Annotated in this window: 14 protein-coding genes; 6 read left to right on the top strand and 8 right to left on the bottom strand. The window is 64.3% G+C overall.

Annotated features, from left to right (window positions below; all coding sequences use genetic code 11):
• Positions 1-309: 309 nt before the first annotated feature.
• Positions 310-1344 (top strand): hypothetical protein, encoded by a 1035-nt coding sequence (locus tag ABZ854_RS27545; protein ID WP_361215602.1) that lies wholly within the window; start codon positions 310-312, stop codon positions 1342-1344.
• Between the two features lie 285 nt (positions 1345-1629).
• Entirely contained in the window at positions 1630-2538 is a 909-nt protein-coding gene (locus ABZ854_RS27540) for an AAA family ATPase (RefSeq protein WP_361215600.1), read from the top strand.
• A 192-nt stretch (positions 2539-2730) separates the two neighbouring features.
• Here the strand turns inward: ABZ854_RS27540 and ABZ854_RS27535 are convergent, their stop codons facing one another.
• From ABZ854_RS27535 to ABZ854_RS27520, 4 genes are all read right to left on the bottom strand, one after another.
• Positions 2731-3132: a DUF6009 family protein gene (locus tag ABZ854_RS27535; RefSeq protein WP_361215597.1), complete on the bottom strand. Its 402-nt coding sequence runs from the start codon at positions 3130-3132 to the stop codon at positions 2731-2733.
• The gene (locus ABZ854_RS27530; protein ID WP_361215594.1) at positions 3132-4655 is read right to left on the bottom strand and encodes a phage/plasmid primase, P4 family; all 1524 of its coding nucleotides are present in this window, start codon (positions 4653-4655) and stop codon (positions 3132-3134) included. The genes ABZ854_RS27535 and ABZ854_RS27530 overlap by 1 nt, the downstream gene beginning before the upstream one ends.
• Entirely contained in the window at positions 4652-5764 is a 1113-nt protein-coding gene (locus tag ABZ854_RS27525; RefSeq protein WP_361215591.1) for a bifunctional DNA primase/polymerase, read from the bottom strand. The genes ABZ854_RS27530 and ABZ854_RS27525 overlap by 4 nt, the downstream gene beginning before the upstream one ends.
• A gap of 656 nt (positions 5765-6420) precedes the next feature.
• Positions 6421-7188, bottom strand: a complete 768-nt coding sequence (locus ABZ854_RS27520; protein WP_361215588.1) for a hypothetical protein — start codon at positions 7186-7188, stop codon at positions 6421-6423.
• A gap of 280 nt (positions 7189-7468) precedes the next feature.
• Here ABZ854_RS27520 and ABZ854_RS27515 point away from each other — a divergent pair, with 280 nt between their 5' ends.
• The 4 genes from ABZ854_RS27515 (at position 7469) to ABZ854_RS27500 (ending at position 11008) form a co-directional block, all read left to right on the top strand.
• Positions 7469-8095, top strand: a complete 627-nt coding sequence (locus ABZ854_RS27515) for a response regulator transcription factor (RefSeq protein ID WP_361215585.1) — start codon at positions 7469-7471, stop codon at positions 8093-8095.
• Between the two features lie 33 nt (positions 8096-8128).
• Positions 8129-8866, top strand: coding sequence for a hypothetical protein (locus tag ABZ854_RS27510; protein WP_361215582.1), 738 nt, complete (start codon positions 8129-8131; stop codon positions 8864-8866).
• A gap of 65 nt (positions 8867-8931) precedes the next feature.
• A complete protein-coding gene (locus ABZ854_RS27505; RefSeq protein ID WP_361215579.1) occupies positions 8932-9444 on the top strand; it encodes a hypothetical protein in 513 nt (170 codons plus the stop codon).
• Positions 9445-9505: 61 nt separating this feature from the next.
• Positions 9506-11008 carry a hypothetical protein gene (locus ABZ854_RS27500; RefSeq protein WP_361215576.1) on the top strand — a complete coding sequence of 501 codons (1503 nt, stop codon included), beginning with the start codon at positions 9506-9508 and terminating at the stop codon, positions 11006-11008.
• 13 nt (positions 11009-11021) lie between these two features.
• On the opposite strand, the gene ABZ854_RS27495 is transcribed toward ABZ854_RS27500, so the two are convergent.
• The 4 genes from ABZ854_RS27495 to ABZ854_RS27480 form a co-directional block, all read right to left on the bottom strand.
• Positions 11022-11885: a zinc-ribbon domain-containing protein gene (locus ABZ854_RS27495; protein ID WP_361215573.1), complete on the bottom strand. Its 864-nt coding sequence runs from the start codon at positions 11883-11885 to the stop codon at positions 11022-11024.
• 749 nt (positions 11886-12634) lie between these two features.
• The gene (locus tag ABZ854_RS27490; protein ID WP_361215570.1) at positions 12635-13177 is read right to left on the bottom strand and encodes a phage tail protein; all 543 of its coding nucleotides are present in this window, start codon (positions 13175-13177) and stop codon (positions 12635-12637) included.
• Complete coding sequence (locus tag ABZ854_RS27485) at positions 13174-15138, bottom strand: putative baseplate assembly protein (RefSeq protein WP_361215567.1); 1965 nt, start codon at positions 15136-15138, stop codon at positions 13174-13176. The genes ABZ854_RS27490 and ABZ854_RS27485 overlap by 4 nt, the downstream gene beginning before the upstream one ends.
• On the bottom strand, positions 15138-15557 hold the full coding sequence (locus ABZ854_RS27480) for a GPW/gp25 family protein (protein WP_361215564.1): 420 nt from the start codon (positions 15555-15557) through the stop codon (positions 15138-15140). Before ABZ854_RS27480 ends, ABZ854_RS27485 begins: the two co-directional genes overlap by 1 nt.
• Positions 15558-15559 lie beyond the last annotated feature (2 nt).

Genomic DNA, 15559 nt, shown 5'->3' with positions numbered 1-15559 from the left:
TCCTCTGCCGCTCCCCCGCCAAGGTGCTCTGTCAGCAAGTACATCAAGGAGCGGTTGCGGGCATTCGCATGAGGTTGTCTCGTCACTGGAGCGTGATTGCGCCGCAATCGCTCCCTCCTGCGTGGATGCACGCCTCCGGACCGATAGGCTCGCGTCCGCCTCACCCACAGCACCTCACGGAGGAGCCCTATGCCTCAAAAACCTGGCCTCAGGCGAGACCTCGCTGCCGAGAGGGCAGCACGTAAAGCGGCTACTCAGCAGGCTCGTCTGGTCCCCCAGGGTCTGCCTACCGTGCATCCCCGTCAACTGATGCCCAGCCCTGAAAACGGGCGGAAGACGCTCCTCAAAATCAACGAACTCGCCAACACACTACGCACCGACGGCATGAACACCGCCATGACCGTCATCCCGCCAGAGGCCTACGTAGAGCTCTACCCTCAGCACCGGGAGGAAGTCGAGGCAAGGGTCGCCGCTGGGGTCCTCTTTGTGGTCCACCACGGTCACCGCCGACTGGCCGCGGCGTTGCACGCCGGCCTCACCGAGGTTCCCATTCTGGTCCGCCGTGACGTGCCCAGCCTGCGTATCGCCGCCATCCAGGAGAACCTCCAACGGATGAGCCTCAACCCTATTGAGGAAGCGGTTGAGTTGCAGGGCGCCCTTGACGAGGAGAATGAGGCAGGACAGCGACTTTCACAGCGTGAACTCGCCAAACGCGTCGGCTGCTCCCAGACGTATGTGTCTCACCGTCTTGCTCTGCTCCGCCTCGTCCCTGACTTGCAACAAGCGGTGATCGACCACTGGCTCAAGGAAGAGCAACTCCTGGACACTTCTGGGATGGAAACCAGCGGCGACACACGCCTCCTGCTGCCGGTCCGCGAAGCGGCGACCGTCTACTCGCGGCTGCGGACGGACCTTCAGGAAGCCTTCATCCGCAGGGAGCTGAGCCCTTCACAGGCGCCTGAGGTCAGTAGGCTGCCGTTGGATCAACAAACGATTCCCAGAGCCGAACCCGCCAGTGATTGCGACGCAATCACCGATGCAGAGTCTCCGGGTGCGCCGCTACCGGAGCCACGTTCGAGTGAGCCCGCGCAGACGGCAGTACAACCCGCGACTCCCCATTCTGAGCACAGCCCCCCTGAGTTGCCGGAAACGAGGCCCGACAGCAACTCTCCCGCAGAACCGCAGATCGCTTCCCCCTCGACTGCTGCGGGTACCTCCTTGGCTACGGTTGAGGAGCCTCGTGGCGTGATCGTGGTGCGAAGCGTCGAGCAGTTGGCCCTCAGTATCGTGGATCTACTGGACGCGTCGGAGATCGACACGTTGAAGGAGCTTCTCTCTTCTTGACGTGGCTCCGTGCAGCGCTGCAGCCCTACCGGTGACAACCGATGGGGCGACTGGCTTCAACAGCACCTCGGCATGTAGCCTGCGCCCGTCTGCTATACCGGCGCGTTGCCAGCAAGGCCACTCTGTGATTGCGCAGCAATCGGCCTGCGTCTTCGGTGGCTCATCCATAGCAGCCGGTGGACTGTCTATCAGGCAGCCTCCCGCGCTACGTCGCTCCTGGCCCGTGGTGCCCCAACCTTCCTGTCCGCCAAGTGATTGCGCCGCAATCATTCGTGGAGGCTACTCATGGCTTCTCCCCACAACCGGAACGCCGCTGAGACGAAGAGTCGTATCGCCCGCGTCCTCGCCCTCACCAACCAAAGCGGTGGCGCTGGAAAAACGACATCGGCCGTCAACATCGGCGCCTGTGCCGCCGACCTCGGTTTCACTACGCTCATCATCGACGCCGACGCCCAGTGCGACGCTTCCGCTGCGGTTGGCTACGACAGCCCGGACGACGTCGCCAACCAGGCCAACTTCTATGACGTCCTCACCGGCGCCGCGAAGATCGATGAGGCTGTGCTACCGGCCATGGCCGGCCCGTATGGTGTGGAGGGCTCCAAACCCATCACCAACCTCTTCATTGTCCTCGGTTCCAGCTCGCTTGAAGAGGCCGAACAACTGCTCGCTCCGAAGACCGGCCGGGAGTTCTGGCTCAAGAGCCAGATCGAGCGTATCCGTGACACCTACGACCTCATCTTGATCGACTGCCCGGGCAACCTCGGTTTGATCGTAGTCAACGCGATCGTTGCCGCGGACGAGGTTCTGGCATGTGTAAAGCCCGGATGGAAGGAACTACGCGCTCTCACTCGCATGGAAGCAAAGATCGAAGAGATCAGCGAGACCTTCTCCGCCATGGGGGCACATGCGGCCCTGACTAACATCCTCATCGTCGACTGTCCAACATCACGGAACCAAGGCGCCGTGTATGACGACAGTCAGCAGCAGGCCAAAGCTGCCTATGAGGAGCTCGTACTGCCCACCGTGCGCCGCAGTCCTCGCATCCCTGAGGCCTATGCCGCGCAGAGAGCCCTGCGCTTCTATGACCCAGCGACAGAGAACCCCTCGAAGCTCTCCAAGGAGACAGCCCTGTCGGCCACGGACGACTACTACCTCGTCACTCACGCACTCGGGTTCACGCGCCGCTCATCGTGATTGCGGCGCAATCAACCGTGACGGCCAGCGACTGCGACTGCAGCCCTCTGATCGGGTAGGTCCTTCATCCGCCTCACGGGCGCATCCGCGTCCCGATGGCGAACCTGGCGGCTGCGACCGGCTTCGGTCGCGGCTGTCGTCGGGTCCTCGCGGCCGAGGCTGCGGCAGAAGAGGACCCCGTCGACGGGACGGTCACAGAGGCAGCGTTATCCCCAGTTGCTGCATGGCCGTGGAAGGCGGCCCTCCGCCGGACCGCTCTGTCTTGTAACCCTTCACGCACGGTTGCAAAGTGCGGGGATCCACCGCTTCGGCGGGAGCGCTCCTGGCATACAGGCCTTCGGGCTGGCTGTCGCGGTCGTGGGGGAGCAGCCAGAAGACACGGCGCCGGAAGGTTCCGGAGGCGCGGGAGGCTTTGGCAGTCGAGGCGAGCAGGGCATAGCCGACCATCCGGCCGTCACGGTGGTAGGCGGGGCGCCCCTTGCGGTTGGGTAGCCGGTCCAGACTCTGGCGGACGTAGTCGAGGTGAGCGATGTCCTCAAGCCAGACGAGTTCGGACTCGTGGCTGATCTCGTCCTCGGTGATCAGGGAACTCATCAGTCGGTGCCCTCTTCCTCGTCAGTGAGCAGTCCGATGCCCGGGTAGTGCTTGCGTTGGTTGGAGAGGATCATCTCCTTGGGGGAGGCCAGTCCCACCAGCTCCCGGGTGCGGGCGGCGAAGGCTCGGGAGGTCATGGCAGGTGCGCCCTCGTTCTGGCACCACGCCCTGTATGTGGCGTAGAGCGTGGTCTGCTCGGCTCGCAGGTCCGGTGCGAGGTGGCAGCACTCGTCGTAGAACCGACCAGTGTGGTCCTCGGTTTCTGCGTAAGCGGTGGTGGCGATCCGTACCCGCTCCGGGCCGGTGAGATCGCGGTCGCCTGCCAGGTACCGGCGAGCGCCGTCGATCAACCAGCCAAGGATACCGGGCCCCTCCTCAGTGACGAGGATGTCAGCGAGATTGTCGATTTTACGATGATCCGGGATGACGCGCTCAAAGGGAATGAGGCGCATCCGGCGCCAGAACGCGAAGCCGCCCGTGCCGACTTCTGGACGGTGGTTGCCCAGCAGCCAGAGCTTGTGGGTGGGTTCGAAGCTGAAGAAGTCCTGCCGCATCCTCCGAGCCTTGATGCGGTCACCACCGGTGAGAAGTTTGACTCGGGCTTCGTCGAATTTGTCACCGGGCTTGACCTCCGAGCAGACGATGACACGCCTGCCGTGCAGTTCGGCGAGATCAGTGGGATGGCCCTCATAGGGGCGGGCCATGAGAAAGCCCGGGGGGGCTGCGTCCGCGTAGTCGCCGAGGAGCTTCATCAGTACGTCGAGAAGGACTGACTTGCCGTTCTTGCCGGAACCGAAGAGGAAGGGAAGGATCTGTGCGCCGACGTCCCCGGTGACGGAGTAGCCGAGGAGCAACTGCAGGTAGGAGATCATCTCCTGGCCTTCGGCATGATCGCCGAAGGTGTCGGTCAAGAACCTGTGCCAGCGAGGCGTGGGCATGGGGCGGGGGCCGACGGTGGTCGAGCGGGAGTGGAAGTCCTTGTCGGGGACAGGAGTCTTCATCAGACTGGTGTGCAGGTCGACGATGCCGTCCGGGGTGCACAGAGCGTACGGGTCGGCATCCAGCAGCGCAGCGTTCAAGACCATGCCGGGAGCGGTTTTCGCCTGGGCCAGCATGGCGTTGATGCCAGGGGTAGACAGGGCACGACGCCGGTGGCGCTGCAGGAGTTGCGCGGCGAAGACGCCCTGGGCGTCGTGCGTGGCGAGATTCTCCGCGAGATCCCCGGCTGCCCAGAGGACTGTGTCGTCCTCGTCGATCTGCCACCGGTTGCCGTCCCAGCGGTACCAGCCGATGCCGGGTACATGCCGGTAGTCGTTGGCGTACAGCTTGACGAACAACTTGGCGTTGCCGCGGTCGGAAAGCGTGTCGGGGAGCAAGCCGTGCTCGGTCGCTTCGGCAGCAGAGGCGTGCTCGGCGGCTTCACCCTGGGTCGGCAGGGTGACTCCCGCGCCCTGGCTGCGGATCTGTGCGGCGACGGCTTCGGGGTCAAATTCGAAGAGAGTGTCGCGGTGGGGCGACGTCATGAACGGTTCCGCCTTGCGTACAGAGGCCTCTTGAGACCCACGGCAAGGCCGCTTCGGATGATGTGCTCGACGCGGCTTTCCTGTCCTGGGCGGGCTGCCGTCGCCGTTTCCCGGAGAGCCCGCTCAGCCTCGTCCCGGGCAAGGCGGCCGGCGGCGACAAGACCACCAATGGTGTATGCGGCGCGGTTGAGAGTGTCTGAGAAGCCTGCCCCCTCGGGCACCTGACCACAGGCGGCCACCGGCGCCAGGACAGCCGCCAGAGTGTGCTGGGCAAGGTCCTGGCCGCCTCCTGCGGCCAGGACGGCCTGTTGTGCCCGTGGAGGGACCGGGACGGGGGAGAGACGGCGGGAGACGGGCTTGTGGCCGGTTCGCTCCAGTTCCTGCGCCAGCCAGAGAGGGAGAGCAGCTGGTTCACGGACATCGCCGACGGGCCTGTAAGCACCCTTACTGGTGCTGGTACCCGGGGCGACGATGTAACTGCCGTGGGCCCGGATGTCGATCTGCCAGGCGAGGGAACGGCGCGGGCTGGATCCGACGGAGGAGAGCCAGCGGCGTCCCTCGCCGGCCCGGTACCAGACGTGGAGTCCTCCGGAGGGAGTGCGCACCCTCAGCGTGGTCTCGTCCTCTGCCGGGCTGGGGTGGCCACGCAGGGCAGCCAGCAGGGCAAGCGTGTGGAAACCGTTCGCCAGGCCAGTGAGGTCGATGTCAGCGGCGATCGGGATGCCAGGCAGGATTCGGTCCCGGGCGGGGGGCGGAGCAGGGTGGGCATCGACGTCGATGACGATGAGGCCCGCCGGCCCGCAGGAAACCCCGATGCCGAAATCTGGGTGCGTGCCCCACCACTGCTGGATGAGTTCGGGGTCCAGGGTGGCCGCGTGGAAGCCATGACACCAGCGACCGGTCTGCAGGCAGGAGCAGTCCGCAGGCGAGTGGGAGTTCCTCCTGCAGGCCCGGCAGTTGGGCGCGGGGACCTTGGAGCCTGCGGACAAGGGGTGAACGGGCCAACCCCGGCCCGCACACCAACGGGCGGTGGCCAGCGACAGAGCGACTGAAGGCCTGCAACGGGTCGACTCTGAGTCGCTGTGAGAAAACCCCAGCTCAGCTGGCATACGCACCCCCTGGCAGCGACCGAAGCGACTCAATGACGGACACAGACTAGCGAAGGTGAGGGCCAAGTCATCGGAACACATGCAGAAAGTGCATCGCCTGCAGAACGGCAACGTGCCCCGGAAGGCCTCGCAGCGACTGAACACAGCACGCAGCGACTGAAGGCCCTTTCAGTCGCTGCGCGACAGACCGCTAAAAACCGCAGGTCAGACACCATCCCTCACCCCAAACAGCGACTGAAGCGACTGAAGGCTCCTATATATGACGCCACACGCGCGCACGCGAATGTCTTCATATACCCCAACCTTCAGTCGCTTCAGTCGCTGTCCGTCATGTCGTAAGCCTCTGACCTGGTGTTCTTCTGAGGCCAGAGCGAGCGACTGAACAGTCGCTGAGTCGCTGACCTTCAGTCGCTGAGGCCCCTTTGCAGGCTTCGGTCGCCCTGTACCCACCGCATGCGCACGGCGAGTGCGGGCCGACACCCGCCGTTTCGCAGGCTCTCAGCCCGCAGCCGTCTACTGGCCCTGGTACGCCCCCGGCAGGCACTTCCACGAAGCGTACGGGCGTGTCGAGGTGCCGTTCCCCCAGCGAATGAACAGGCGTCAGAAGCGAAGGAGGGAGGGAAGAGAGGGTGACAAGCGATCCGCCCCCCGCAGGTTCATCCGCCACGGCGCACGTCCCGTTCGCTGACCGTCACAGTGACGGGGGTCATCGCAGCCTTGCCCTTGTCCGTCTGGCGCCCAGAAGACGGCGTAGGGGCGTTATGCACGTGGACGCAGGCTTGGGGACGTAGAGACAGGCCGCGCAACGCGAACGTCGACAAGGCGCTCCAGATCAGTGCGGCCAGTGCACCAGCGACACCGCGGCCTGAGGCGGGGGAAGCCTCGAACACCATCAGAACCGTGCTCACCCCCCACGCTGTCCAGGTGATGCGCGCACCGACTGACATGCACCACCAGCTCACGAGGAACGACACCGTGCCGGAAAGCTCCCACAGCCCGTAGGCCAGACCGTCGCCCACGGCCAACTCGGCAGTGTGCACCCGGAGGTAGCGATGAACGGGCGCCACCACGGTCGTCAGCAGACCCGTGCCGTCCGAGAGCCCGACGCGCTCGGCCAGCCACTGGGTAAGTGTGTTCAGGCACCACCACGAGCACAGCGCGACGCCCAGAAACGATCCTGCCAGGAACGCGACTCTGAAGCGTCTTGGCAGGAGCCTCCAGCTGGTAACAGCAGAGACTTCCGGGGCTTCCGTGGCTGAGCTCAGCGGAGACGTGCTGCCGATCAGGGCTTCCCGCCAGGCATGAAGCTGTTCCCATCGGTTTGATGAGGACTTGCCCGGCGTGCTGTCACTACGTGGCTGTCTGGGGAACAGAGTCGTCCGACTCATCGACGGTTTCCTCCGTTTGAAGAGAAACAGTGCCAAACGTCTCACCCCGACGCCGGAGCGCAGTCCTAGCACGCCTGCCCCGGGCTGTTTTCACTTCATTGGACGAACGCCACGCCCACGCTGAGGACTGGAGAGTGTCGGCCGCTCGCTCGCTGTAGGGAGCTGCCCGATAACAGTTAGTGCACAGACTGGCTCAAATAGACGTATCCCAGCAGAAAGGGCAGACTTTAGTGCGAACCGCCCTGATCGCTGAGCGGGACCTCACGGGGTTGCCATGCCCTCCGGATCGGGGTGCTCTGCCTTAGAGGAGCGGTCCATGATCGCCAGAATTCCCGTACATGTTCATGCTTCCGACCCGATCTCCGAAGCGGGTCTCATCGCGACACTTCGGCCTCGGCAGGAAGTCGACCTGGTGGAAGCCGACAGGATCGGGCCGGACACGGTCGTCCTCGAGGCCACGGACTCCCTGACTGAGGACACCCTCCGCCGGCTCCGCGGCTTGCGCGGAGAGAATTGCCACCAGATCATCCTGGTCATTAGCGCCCTCGACGAAGCCGGCTTGCTGACCGTCGTCGAAGCCGGCGTCTGCGCAGTCGTACGGCGTTCCGAGGCAACGGCGCCCCGTCTGGCAGAACTCATCGTGCGTACAGCCGCAGGTGATGGCACGGTGCCCCCCGACATGCTTGGCAGGCTCCTACAGCAGGTCGGACGTCTGCAGCGCCAGGTACTGGCCCCCATGGACATGCACATCACGGGCTTGTCCAGCAGAGAAATCGAGGTCCTCCGTCTGGTAGCGGAAGGGCTCGATACCCGGGAGATCGCGGAGAAGCTGTCGTACTCGGAGCGCACAGTAAAGAACGTCCTTCACGACGTCACGAGCAGGTTCCACCTGAAGAACCGTTCGCAGGCCGTTGCCTACGTCCTGCGGGAGGGACTGATCTAGCCGTTCGCGCCGAGACGAGATGAGCGACAGGCCATGCCGGAAGTAAATCCCGATTTCCCCCGTGAATGGGTCGAGGTCCCCGACCAGGACGGACTGGGCCGGATATATCGGTACGACCTCACGTGGCTGACCTCGCACTGGCAGTGCATATTCGGCAAGGGCTGTCCCGGAACCCGTCACCGGGACCAGGGCTGCTGCACCGTCGGTGCCCACTGGTCGGACAGCAATGACAGGCGCCGGGTAGAGAAACAGGCAGAAAGACTCACCCCCGACATCTGGCAGTTCTACGACGAGGGGAACGCCCACGGCGTGACACTCCAAGGTGAGGAAGGCGCTGGGCAAACCCGGATCGTCGAAGGCGCCTGCATCTTTTTGAATCGGCGAGGCTTCGCCACGGGTCCCGGCTGCGCCCTGCATGTCCTGGCGGAACGCGAGGGAATCCCTCCCGCCGCCACGAAGCCGGATGTCTGCTGGCAGATCCCCCTGCGGATCAAGTACGAGTGGGCCGAGGACGGCCACACGCTCGTCGTTCTCGTCACCGAATACGACCGCACGGGCTGGGGGCCGGGAGGTCAGTACATGAACTGGTGGTGCAGCGGCAACACCGAGGCCCACACGGCCGGCCCCGCGCTGTACGAGTCGTATGCCGAAGAGCTTCGTCGTTTGATCGGTGCCAAGAACTACGCGGCGCTCAAGGCCATCTGTGACGAACGGCGAGACGACCCCTCGGCACCACACCCGCACCCCGCAGACCCGGTGGACTCCGTTTGACGCGCCGCGCCCGGAAAAGAGCACGCCACGCTCGCCCGAGCTGAGCAGAACGGAAAAGAGGTGCCATGAACGCGCCCGCTCCAGAACCATCCCGTGGCCGGATCATTCAGTTGGTCGAGAAATTCATGGGAAAGAACCCACCGTCGGGCTGGGTGGTGGAAAATCTGTCCAGTGGTGTCAAGGATGGTTCCGGCCCCACTCGGAGCGGTGCCGGCGACGAGTCGATCGGCGTGAGCGAGGGCGACGCCGTCGTTGACATCAAGCCGTATCAGGGTTCCTGGTACATCGGTATCGCTGCCGCACCCGGCCGCATACATGGCCGAACCGGCGAAGCGATGGAACCCGGCATCAAGGGCGAGTGGATCTACCTTGAAGGCAAGGACGACCTGCCACCTCGGCCCGACAGCCCCGGGTGGATGACGCGCCCGGAATTCGAGACCTCCTTCCAAGGGGGTGTCCTTACAGAAGAGGCCTTCTATCGGTATGTGGGCATCGCCATGAAGAATCAGCACTTGCTGGACATCAAGAACACGGATGAGCTGCTCAGACTGCTGAAGGAGCTGGACGTACAGGCTTAGTGACACCTAACCGCTTCAGCGGGCCGGGGGCACCGCGACAGAGCTCAAGGCAGGGTTTTCCATGACTACCTCAGCCGACCAAGTGACGACAGTTGCCCGCAAGATACTCAACATGAATCGGGAAGCCGTGAAAAAGGCACTGGCTGAGGCAACGCGTGACCTCATGGGCAAGAAGCCGGGCGCCAAAAAGTCACTGACCTTCACCGTAGACAGTAAATTCAATCTGAAACTGCAAGGTGCGGACGATGGGCCAGGCGGTGGAGGTGACACGTATGCCTTCACTCTGACGCGCATGCAGGAGGGTGTGGTGTTCGAGGTGTCGCGCCCGCTGCATGGTGTGATCCCGCAGGACACCGCACACAATTTCGACATCGGTAAGTTGTCGCCGAAGGGAGAAAAGAAACAGAAAGAAACCTCACTCAGTACGCCAGAAGACCGCCTACGGGACAAGCTTGAATCGCGCCTCAACCATGTATTGAAATATCTCCCGCCTTCGGCTACGCATGTTTACAACAGCAGCCCAAGTTCTGGTGTGAACGTCAGATATGGAGACGGTGTGGGGCTGGTGACCGCGACAGAGCTCACGCAGATTTCCTCGTATCCAGCCACTGACGGGTGGCGCATCGATACCTCGAAGAACCCCCCGAGGCTCGCCCGGCAACTGGAGACAGTTCCTACATTGGAGGAGGAGAAAAAAGCAACGGAGGAGCAGGAGCAGAAGAGGATTCAGGCTCTCCAACAGCCTGGCCAGCCTCCCTACTGGCGACGGCTCAAGCCCGGCGCTCCCCGCCTCCTGTACCTCGGCACAGCGCAGATAATGTTCGACGGCAGCGCTGTGGAGATCGGTGGAGGGGATCAACTGCGAAACAGTAATGGAGGGATCTGCTTCGGGGTGGCCCCTCCGTCGAAGGCCGTGGTCGACCCCACGAACCTCCAAAGCCACGTGGGCAGTGCGGTGGAGCTCACCTACCAGACCCGAAGTTTCACGTCCGGCGAACTTCATTACGGCGACGAAGACACATTTGCTCATCAAGTCGGAGTCGTGGACAGGTTTCCCCGCTACCACACTGAGGTGCTGCTCAGCCGTTTCTATGTGAATTTTGCCAGAAAGAGGGCAGACTATGATGGACTGTTCGTGTTGTCCAGCCAGGCCAACCTTTTCAGCCATACGCGATGGCACCTAAGTGTCACTCTCGATCGGAGCAGCGTCTACGGAATAATCAGCCGAAACCTGCAAAGTGGAGGGGATATGGCGACGGAGCTTCTCACGGAAATGCAACGACACTGTCATTTGACTGCCGCATTTCAGGAGGAAACAGAATCGGACGAAAATCTGAATATTTACCCCGCAAATAATCCCACGGCCCCCACCGGACCCATGACCCAGACCGGAAGGCGGCAACTCGGGCTCGGAATATACACTGCCTCCGGTGACGCCGAGGATTGGTGGATACGCGCCAACCGGCCGGACCGGGTAAGGCTGTTCAGGGAACTGCTGCCGACGTTCCAGATGACGAAAGATTCTATCGGAGCCTCTCTTAGGCCTGAGAGCAAGAGAAAATAGCTGAGAGAGTGTGTTACTTGCGTGTGTAGAACTGCACGTTGGTGATGGCGACGACACCGCTCCCGTTGATCGAGTCATAGACGGAAGTAATGTGCAATTCCATCCAGTCGATCTTTTTTGCGTTCTTGATGGTGATGTCCTGGCCGCTCGACTCGTCCTTGAGCGTGATGTCGTTCGACTTGCCGTCGGAGAAAACCATATGGATTTTCTTCGGCCGGTCGTACCCGGAGAAGTCCTGCTTGTTGCCGCTGTCGACCAGAAGGCGGCTTACTGTGGTCGGTGACTCGAAGGTGTATCTCAGCGCGAGGTCCGGGGAGCTGGACGGCGCTGCCCAGAACGTGTTGTTGAAACCGTCTACGGAATTTTGAGGACCGTGGTCCTGGAGTGACACTGTGGCGGCGGCAGAGGCTGGGCGGATCGGTGTGTACTGCGGATCCACCTCGCGGATGGCGTCCTGTTTGGCGTGGCCCACCTCATGGGCCAGCCAGCTCCTGGCCGGCGAATAGAGGGTGAACACAAGCCCGGCAAGCAGCCCGACGACGCCCAGGAACCAGCGCAGTGCTCTGAACAAGCGCCGGAAGTCGGGCCGCCGCAGCCATCCGGTCTTGACACCTGGCTGACCGGGACGTTCGCCCGCCTTCAGCGTTTTCGGCTTTGGAAGCAACCGCCGCCACCAGGGCTCCTTGACCCGGGTCGCGGTCTCCAGCGAGGCACCGCACCGGCTGCAGAACCGCCGCGTCGGCTCGTTGCCTTCGCCGCAGTTGCCACAGATCAGGTCCCCGGGCAACAGCCGTCGCGTCGGCTTCGTCTTGGTGACGACGGGAGCCTTGGTTTTGGCCTCCTGAGGAGGCAGCGCCGGCGGATGATCACGATCCACCTGAGAAGCGTTTGGGGCCTGATTGCGGCGCAGCTTACGGAGTGCTCGAGGGGGCAGTTCAGGACCCTTCTGCACTGGAACGATGAGATCTTCCGGATCGGCGTGCCCGCTTGGGTGATCTTCGTCCTCTGAAGAATCCGGTTCCTCATGGGGCCCGGCCCCCGGGCCTGCAGGCAGTGGGGGAGGCGGCGGGGGAGGAGGCGGGGGAGGAGGGGGAGGCGGCGGTGGAGCACCAGCCTCAGTACCGGAGGCTCCGCCACTGGGGGGAGGCGCGGGGCTGTCAGGAGAGGATGCGGAAACGCTGCTTCCCCCGGAAGGAGGCGGCTGGGAATCTTGCCCTCCGCCCGGTGGGGGTGGCGGCGGTGGGGGCGGAGGAGGTGGCGGTGGCGGTGGCGGAGGCGGTGGCGGAGGCGGTGGGGGTGGCGGTGGAGGAGGGGGAGGGGGTGGAGGGGGAGGCGGAGGAGGCCCGCCGCGCGGGGACGCCGGCGCGCCCGCCGGCTTGCTGCCGGCGCTCACCTTGTCTTCGCTGTCCTTCTCCGTGGGCTGTGTGGCATCGGCGTACATGACCGCATGGACGAAGGACCGCATGGGATTGCGTGGTTTGGCGGCCGCCTCCTCCGCCTCTTTGATGATGTCGGCGGACACCTCGGGGGCGGTCACCTTCTCGCCGGTCCACTCCAGGAACTTCCCGCACGTGCCGCAGAAGGTGTCGCCGTCGTCGTTGTGCGCCTTGCACGTGCCACAGACGATCATGATCGTCCGACCACCTCGAGCCGATGAACCACGTGAGCGGGCTTCGCGGCGGCCATGAGCGCGTCCAGCAGTCCGAACGACACACTGTCCGGGTCGTCAACCGTGACGCGGATGGCCAGGCGGGGCGTGTCCTCACCCGGAAGCTCGCCACCCGGCGTCACGGACCAGTCGGCTCCTCCGTTGTCGACGACCTCCGCCTGCCCTCCCGTCAGGACTTCCGCGTATGCCCGAAGCCCGGCGGTCGTTCCCCGTATCCGGTACAGCTGCACGGCATGGGCAACGGCGATCCGTGCCCGGTCGACGGGCCAGTGGGGGTCCACCGCGATACCGACCCAACCCGCCAGCCATTCAAGAAAGTCCAAGGGTGCGAGAAGCGGGTCGACGTAGGCCTCGAGGCAGTCCAGCGTCGAGATGATCGGTGCCAGAAGCTCGTCGAAGCTCGACGTCAGCCGCATGGCGAACTCGTCCTCCTGGTACACCGCGGGAAGCAGCGACCCGAGAGGATAGGGAGTGCCGAGCCCTTCGACGGTGCCCCTCATGACTCTCCCTCCTCGATGAGCAGTTGATGCTGGTAGGAGAAGACCACGCTGTACGGTTCCAGGGTCAGCTTCTGCTTCACCTGACGGCCGCGCTCGCCGGTGACCGGATTCGCTCCGAAGATGCGCAGGTCGTCGACGTAGTCCACGCCGGGGACCCGCTGCAGGACGGCGGAGACCTCGGCGCTTTGGACATCCCTGCCGAAGGTCCACCCGGTGTTGTCGTGCCCTCCGGTGAGCGGATTGAGAAAGGCGTAGAGGCTGTCGAGGGCATCGGCCTGGAGGCGGTCCAGATCGGTGTACTGGCGGGCCACCAGCCGGGCTACGACCGTCACCCCTTGATAGCGCGGGGGTTCCACGAGGACACGTGCTCCCACCAGGCGTACCTCGTCGAGGCGCCGGGCGATCCGCTCCAGTGTTTCCGGTGCGGGCACGAGATCCTCGAACTGGATCACGCCGTTCTCGCTTGCTGCCGCGGGCACCACCAGAACCTTCACCGCGCCGGCATCGACGTCGTGCTCGCCGGCCGTCAGACACCGGACCCGGGCGACTTCCGGTGCCGCCTCCCGAGTGATCACCTCGTAGTCCTCCGCTGTGACCGCACGGCTGCGCGCGCGCAGCACCAGGGGACCGCGGGCTTTGGCCTCCTCGATGGTCTCTCCGTCCACTCCGCCCTGCGCCGGGTAGCGGTTCTCCACCCGGGCGACATACGGAATCGATGACTTGAGCGTACGGATCGCCGCACGTGCCACGTTGCCCTTGCGGCCGCCCCCGGTGGCGTAACGCCGCATGACGACGGTCGCACCCACTTTTGGTACGGCCCCGTACTGGCGGAGCGATCCGTCGGGCTGCCGGATAGCGGGGCCGAACAGGACCGCGCCTCCCGCCTGGTCGAACACGACATGCCTGTCGTCGGGGCTGCTTGAGGAAAAGTCGGTGACCGGCTGCCAGCGCTCCCACTCGTCCTCGGTGGCCACCTCCAAGATCGCCTCTCCGGCGCCGGTGAGCATGGGGCGCCGGCGCACCGTGAACTGCTGGCCCGGCACACCTTCCGCGGTGCCGAGCAGCTCGTCCTCCACGATCTCGGCGTGGACGGCCTCGATGGTCCCCCCCACGGTGGTGATGCGCAGGTCGCGGATCACCGGGGAGCTGCTGTACATCGGCTGACCGGCATGCTCGGGTTCGGTGACGCACGCCCTCAGCCATGCGGCCCGGTGCCCGAACTGCGGACTGCTCTCATGCCCCGGAGGGACATGCAGTACCACGACTCCCTTGCGGTTGAGCCCGCCGGTGGTGTCCTCGGAGAGGTCACAGGGCGACCAGGCCTCGCCGGTCCACGCCTCCCAGCGCAACGGCGGATGCGCGGGGTCGACACCGATACCCTCGAGGGTGCAGTCGAGGTCGACGCGCAACGCGCAGTTCGGCACCGGTTCCTCCAGGCCCAGCACAAGGCAGTCACCGGGACGGGGCGTGGACGAGAACGCGGGGAAAGACGGAAAGTGCGCCGGATCCTGCGAGGGCTCGGTGAGTTCCTGACTCTCTGCCTCTTTCGAACCGAGGTGGGTCAGGGCGGCAGGAACGATACTCAACGGTGTGAGCGTGGCGAAGACGATGGCCTCCATGACCTCCGTGCGCGCAGTTCCCACACGCGTGTGCTCCGGGATGACGTGGGTGACGCGGGCCGGACGGGAGATCCAGAACGTGACCGGCACCCTGGCCGGGGTCGGCGGCAGCATGCGCACGCCGATCAGTTCCAAAAACTTGATGTACAGCCGGTCCGGCACCCGGTTCACGCGGTAGAGGAGCTGGTCGGTCATGAAGGCGAACGTCTCGATCAACGTCACCCCAGGGTCGGAGACATTGTGGTCTGTCCACTCCGGGCAACGGCGCATGACCAGGCGCTTGGCGTCGTCGACCAAGCTCTGGAAGCTCCGGTCGTCCAGGTTCGGGGTGGGCAGAACCATCAGTAGTCCTCCTCGTTGTCCGGAATGCTGTAGAACGGGAAGACCAGGTTGCGCTGGTCATTGGTCGCCTTCACCGTGTACATGATGTCGATATAGGCGACTTGCGGATTGTCCGGATCCGGCATGACCAGTACGTCATTGATGTCCACACGTGGTTCCCAGCGCAGCAGCGCCTGTCGGACATCGTGGGCGATCTCCGCGGCGGCCAGTTCGTCGATGGTGCTGAACACGTAGTCCCGAAGGTGCGATCCGAACTCGGGCCGCATGGGGCGCTCGCCAGGGTACGTCGACAGGATCAGGCGCATGGCACGGACGAGTGCGGCCTCTCGGGAGACGGTGAGAATACCTCCGCTCGGCGTCACGCCCATGGGGAAGGCCCAGCCGGTACCGATGAAGTCGGTCGACGCGTCGTCGGACATCT

It is taken from the genome of Streptomyces sp. NPDC047028 (assembly GCF_040644095.1).
Taxonomy (GTDB): Bacteria; Actinomycetota; Actinomycetes; order Streptomycetales; family Streptomycetaceae; genus Streptomyces.
Note: the sequence above shows the minus strand (reverse complement) of the source record. Positions and strands in the feature narration are given on the sequence as shown.

Excerpts from the sequence above, each read along its gene's own strand:
- ABZ854_RS27525 (WP_361215591.1), bottom strand. The coding sequence starts at position 5,764 with ATGCCAGCTGAGCTGGGGTTTTCTCACAGCGACTCAGAGTCGACCCGT.
- ABZ854_RS27515 (WP_361215585.1), top strand. The coding sequence starts at position 7,469 with ATGATCGCCAGAATTCCCGTACATGTTCATGCTTCCGACCCGATCTCC.
- ABZ854_RS27530 (WP_361215594.1), bottom strand. The coding sequence starts at position 4,655 with ATGACGTCGCCCCACCGCGACACTCTCTTCGAATTTGACCCCGAAGCC.
- ABZ854_RS27480 (WP_361215564.1), bottom strand. The coding sequence starts at position 15,557 with ATGTCCGACGACGCGTCGACCGACTTCATCGGTACCGGCTGGGCCTTC.
- ABZ854_RS27540 (WP_361215600.1), top strand. The coding sequence starts at position 1,630 with ATGGCTTCTCCCCACAACCGGAACGCCGCTGAGACGAAGAGTCGTATC.
- ABZ854_RS27535 (WP_361215597.1), bottom strand. The coding sequence starts at position 3,132 with ATGAGTTCCCTGATCACCGAGGACGAGATCAGCCACGAGTCCGAACTC.
- ABZ854_RS27505 (WP_361215579.1), top strand. The coding sequence starts at position 8,932 with ATGAACGCGCCCGCTCCAGAACCATCCCGTGGCCGGATCATTCAGTTG.
- ABZ854_RS27490 (WP_361215570.1), bottom strand. The coding sequence starts at position 13,177 with ATGAGGGGCACCGTCGAAGGGCTCGGCACTCCCTATCCTCTCGGGTCG.
- ABZ854_RS27500 (WP_361215576.1), top strand. The coding sequence starts at position 9,506 with ATGACTACCTCAGCCGACCAAGTGACGACAGTTGCCCGCAAGATACTC.
- ABZ854_RS27485 (WP_361215567.1), bottom strand. The coding sequence starts at position 15,138 with ATGGTTCTGCCCACCCCGAACCTGGACGACCGGAGCTTCCAGAGCTTG.
- ABZ854_RS27545 (WP_361215602.1), top strand. The coding sequence starts at position 310 with ATGCCCAGCCCTGAAAACGGGCGGAAGACGCTCCTCAAAATCAACGAA.
- ABZ854_RS27510 (WP_361215582.1), top strand. The coding sequence starts at position 8,129 with ATGCCGGAAGTAAATCCCGATTTCCCCCGTGAATGGGTCGAGGTCCCC.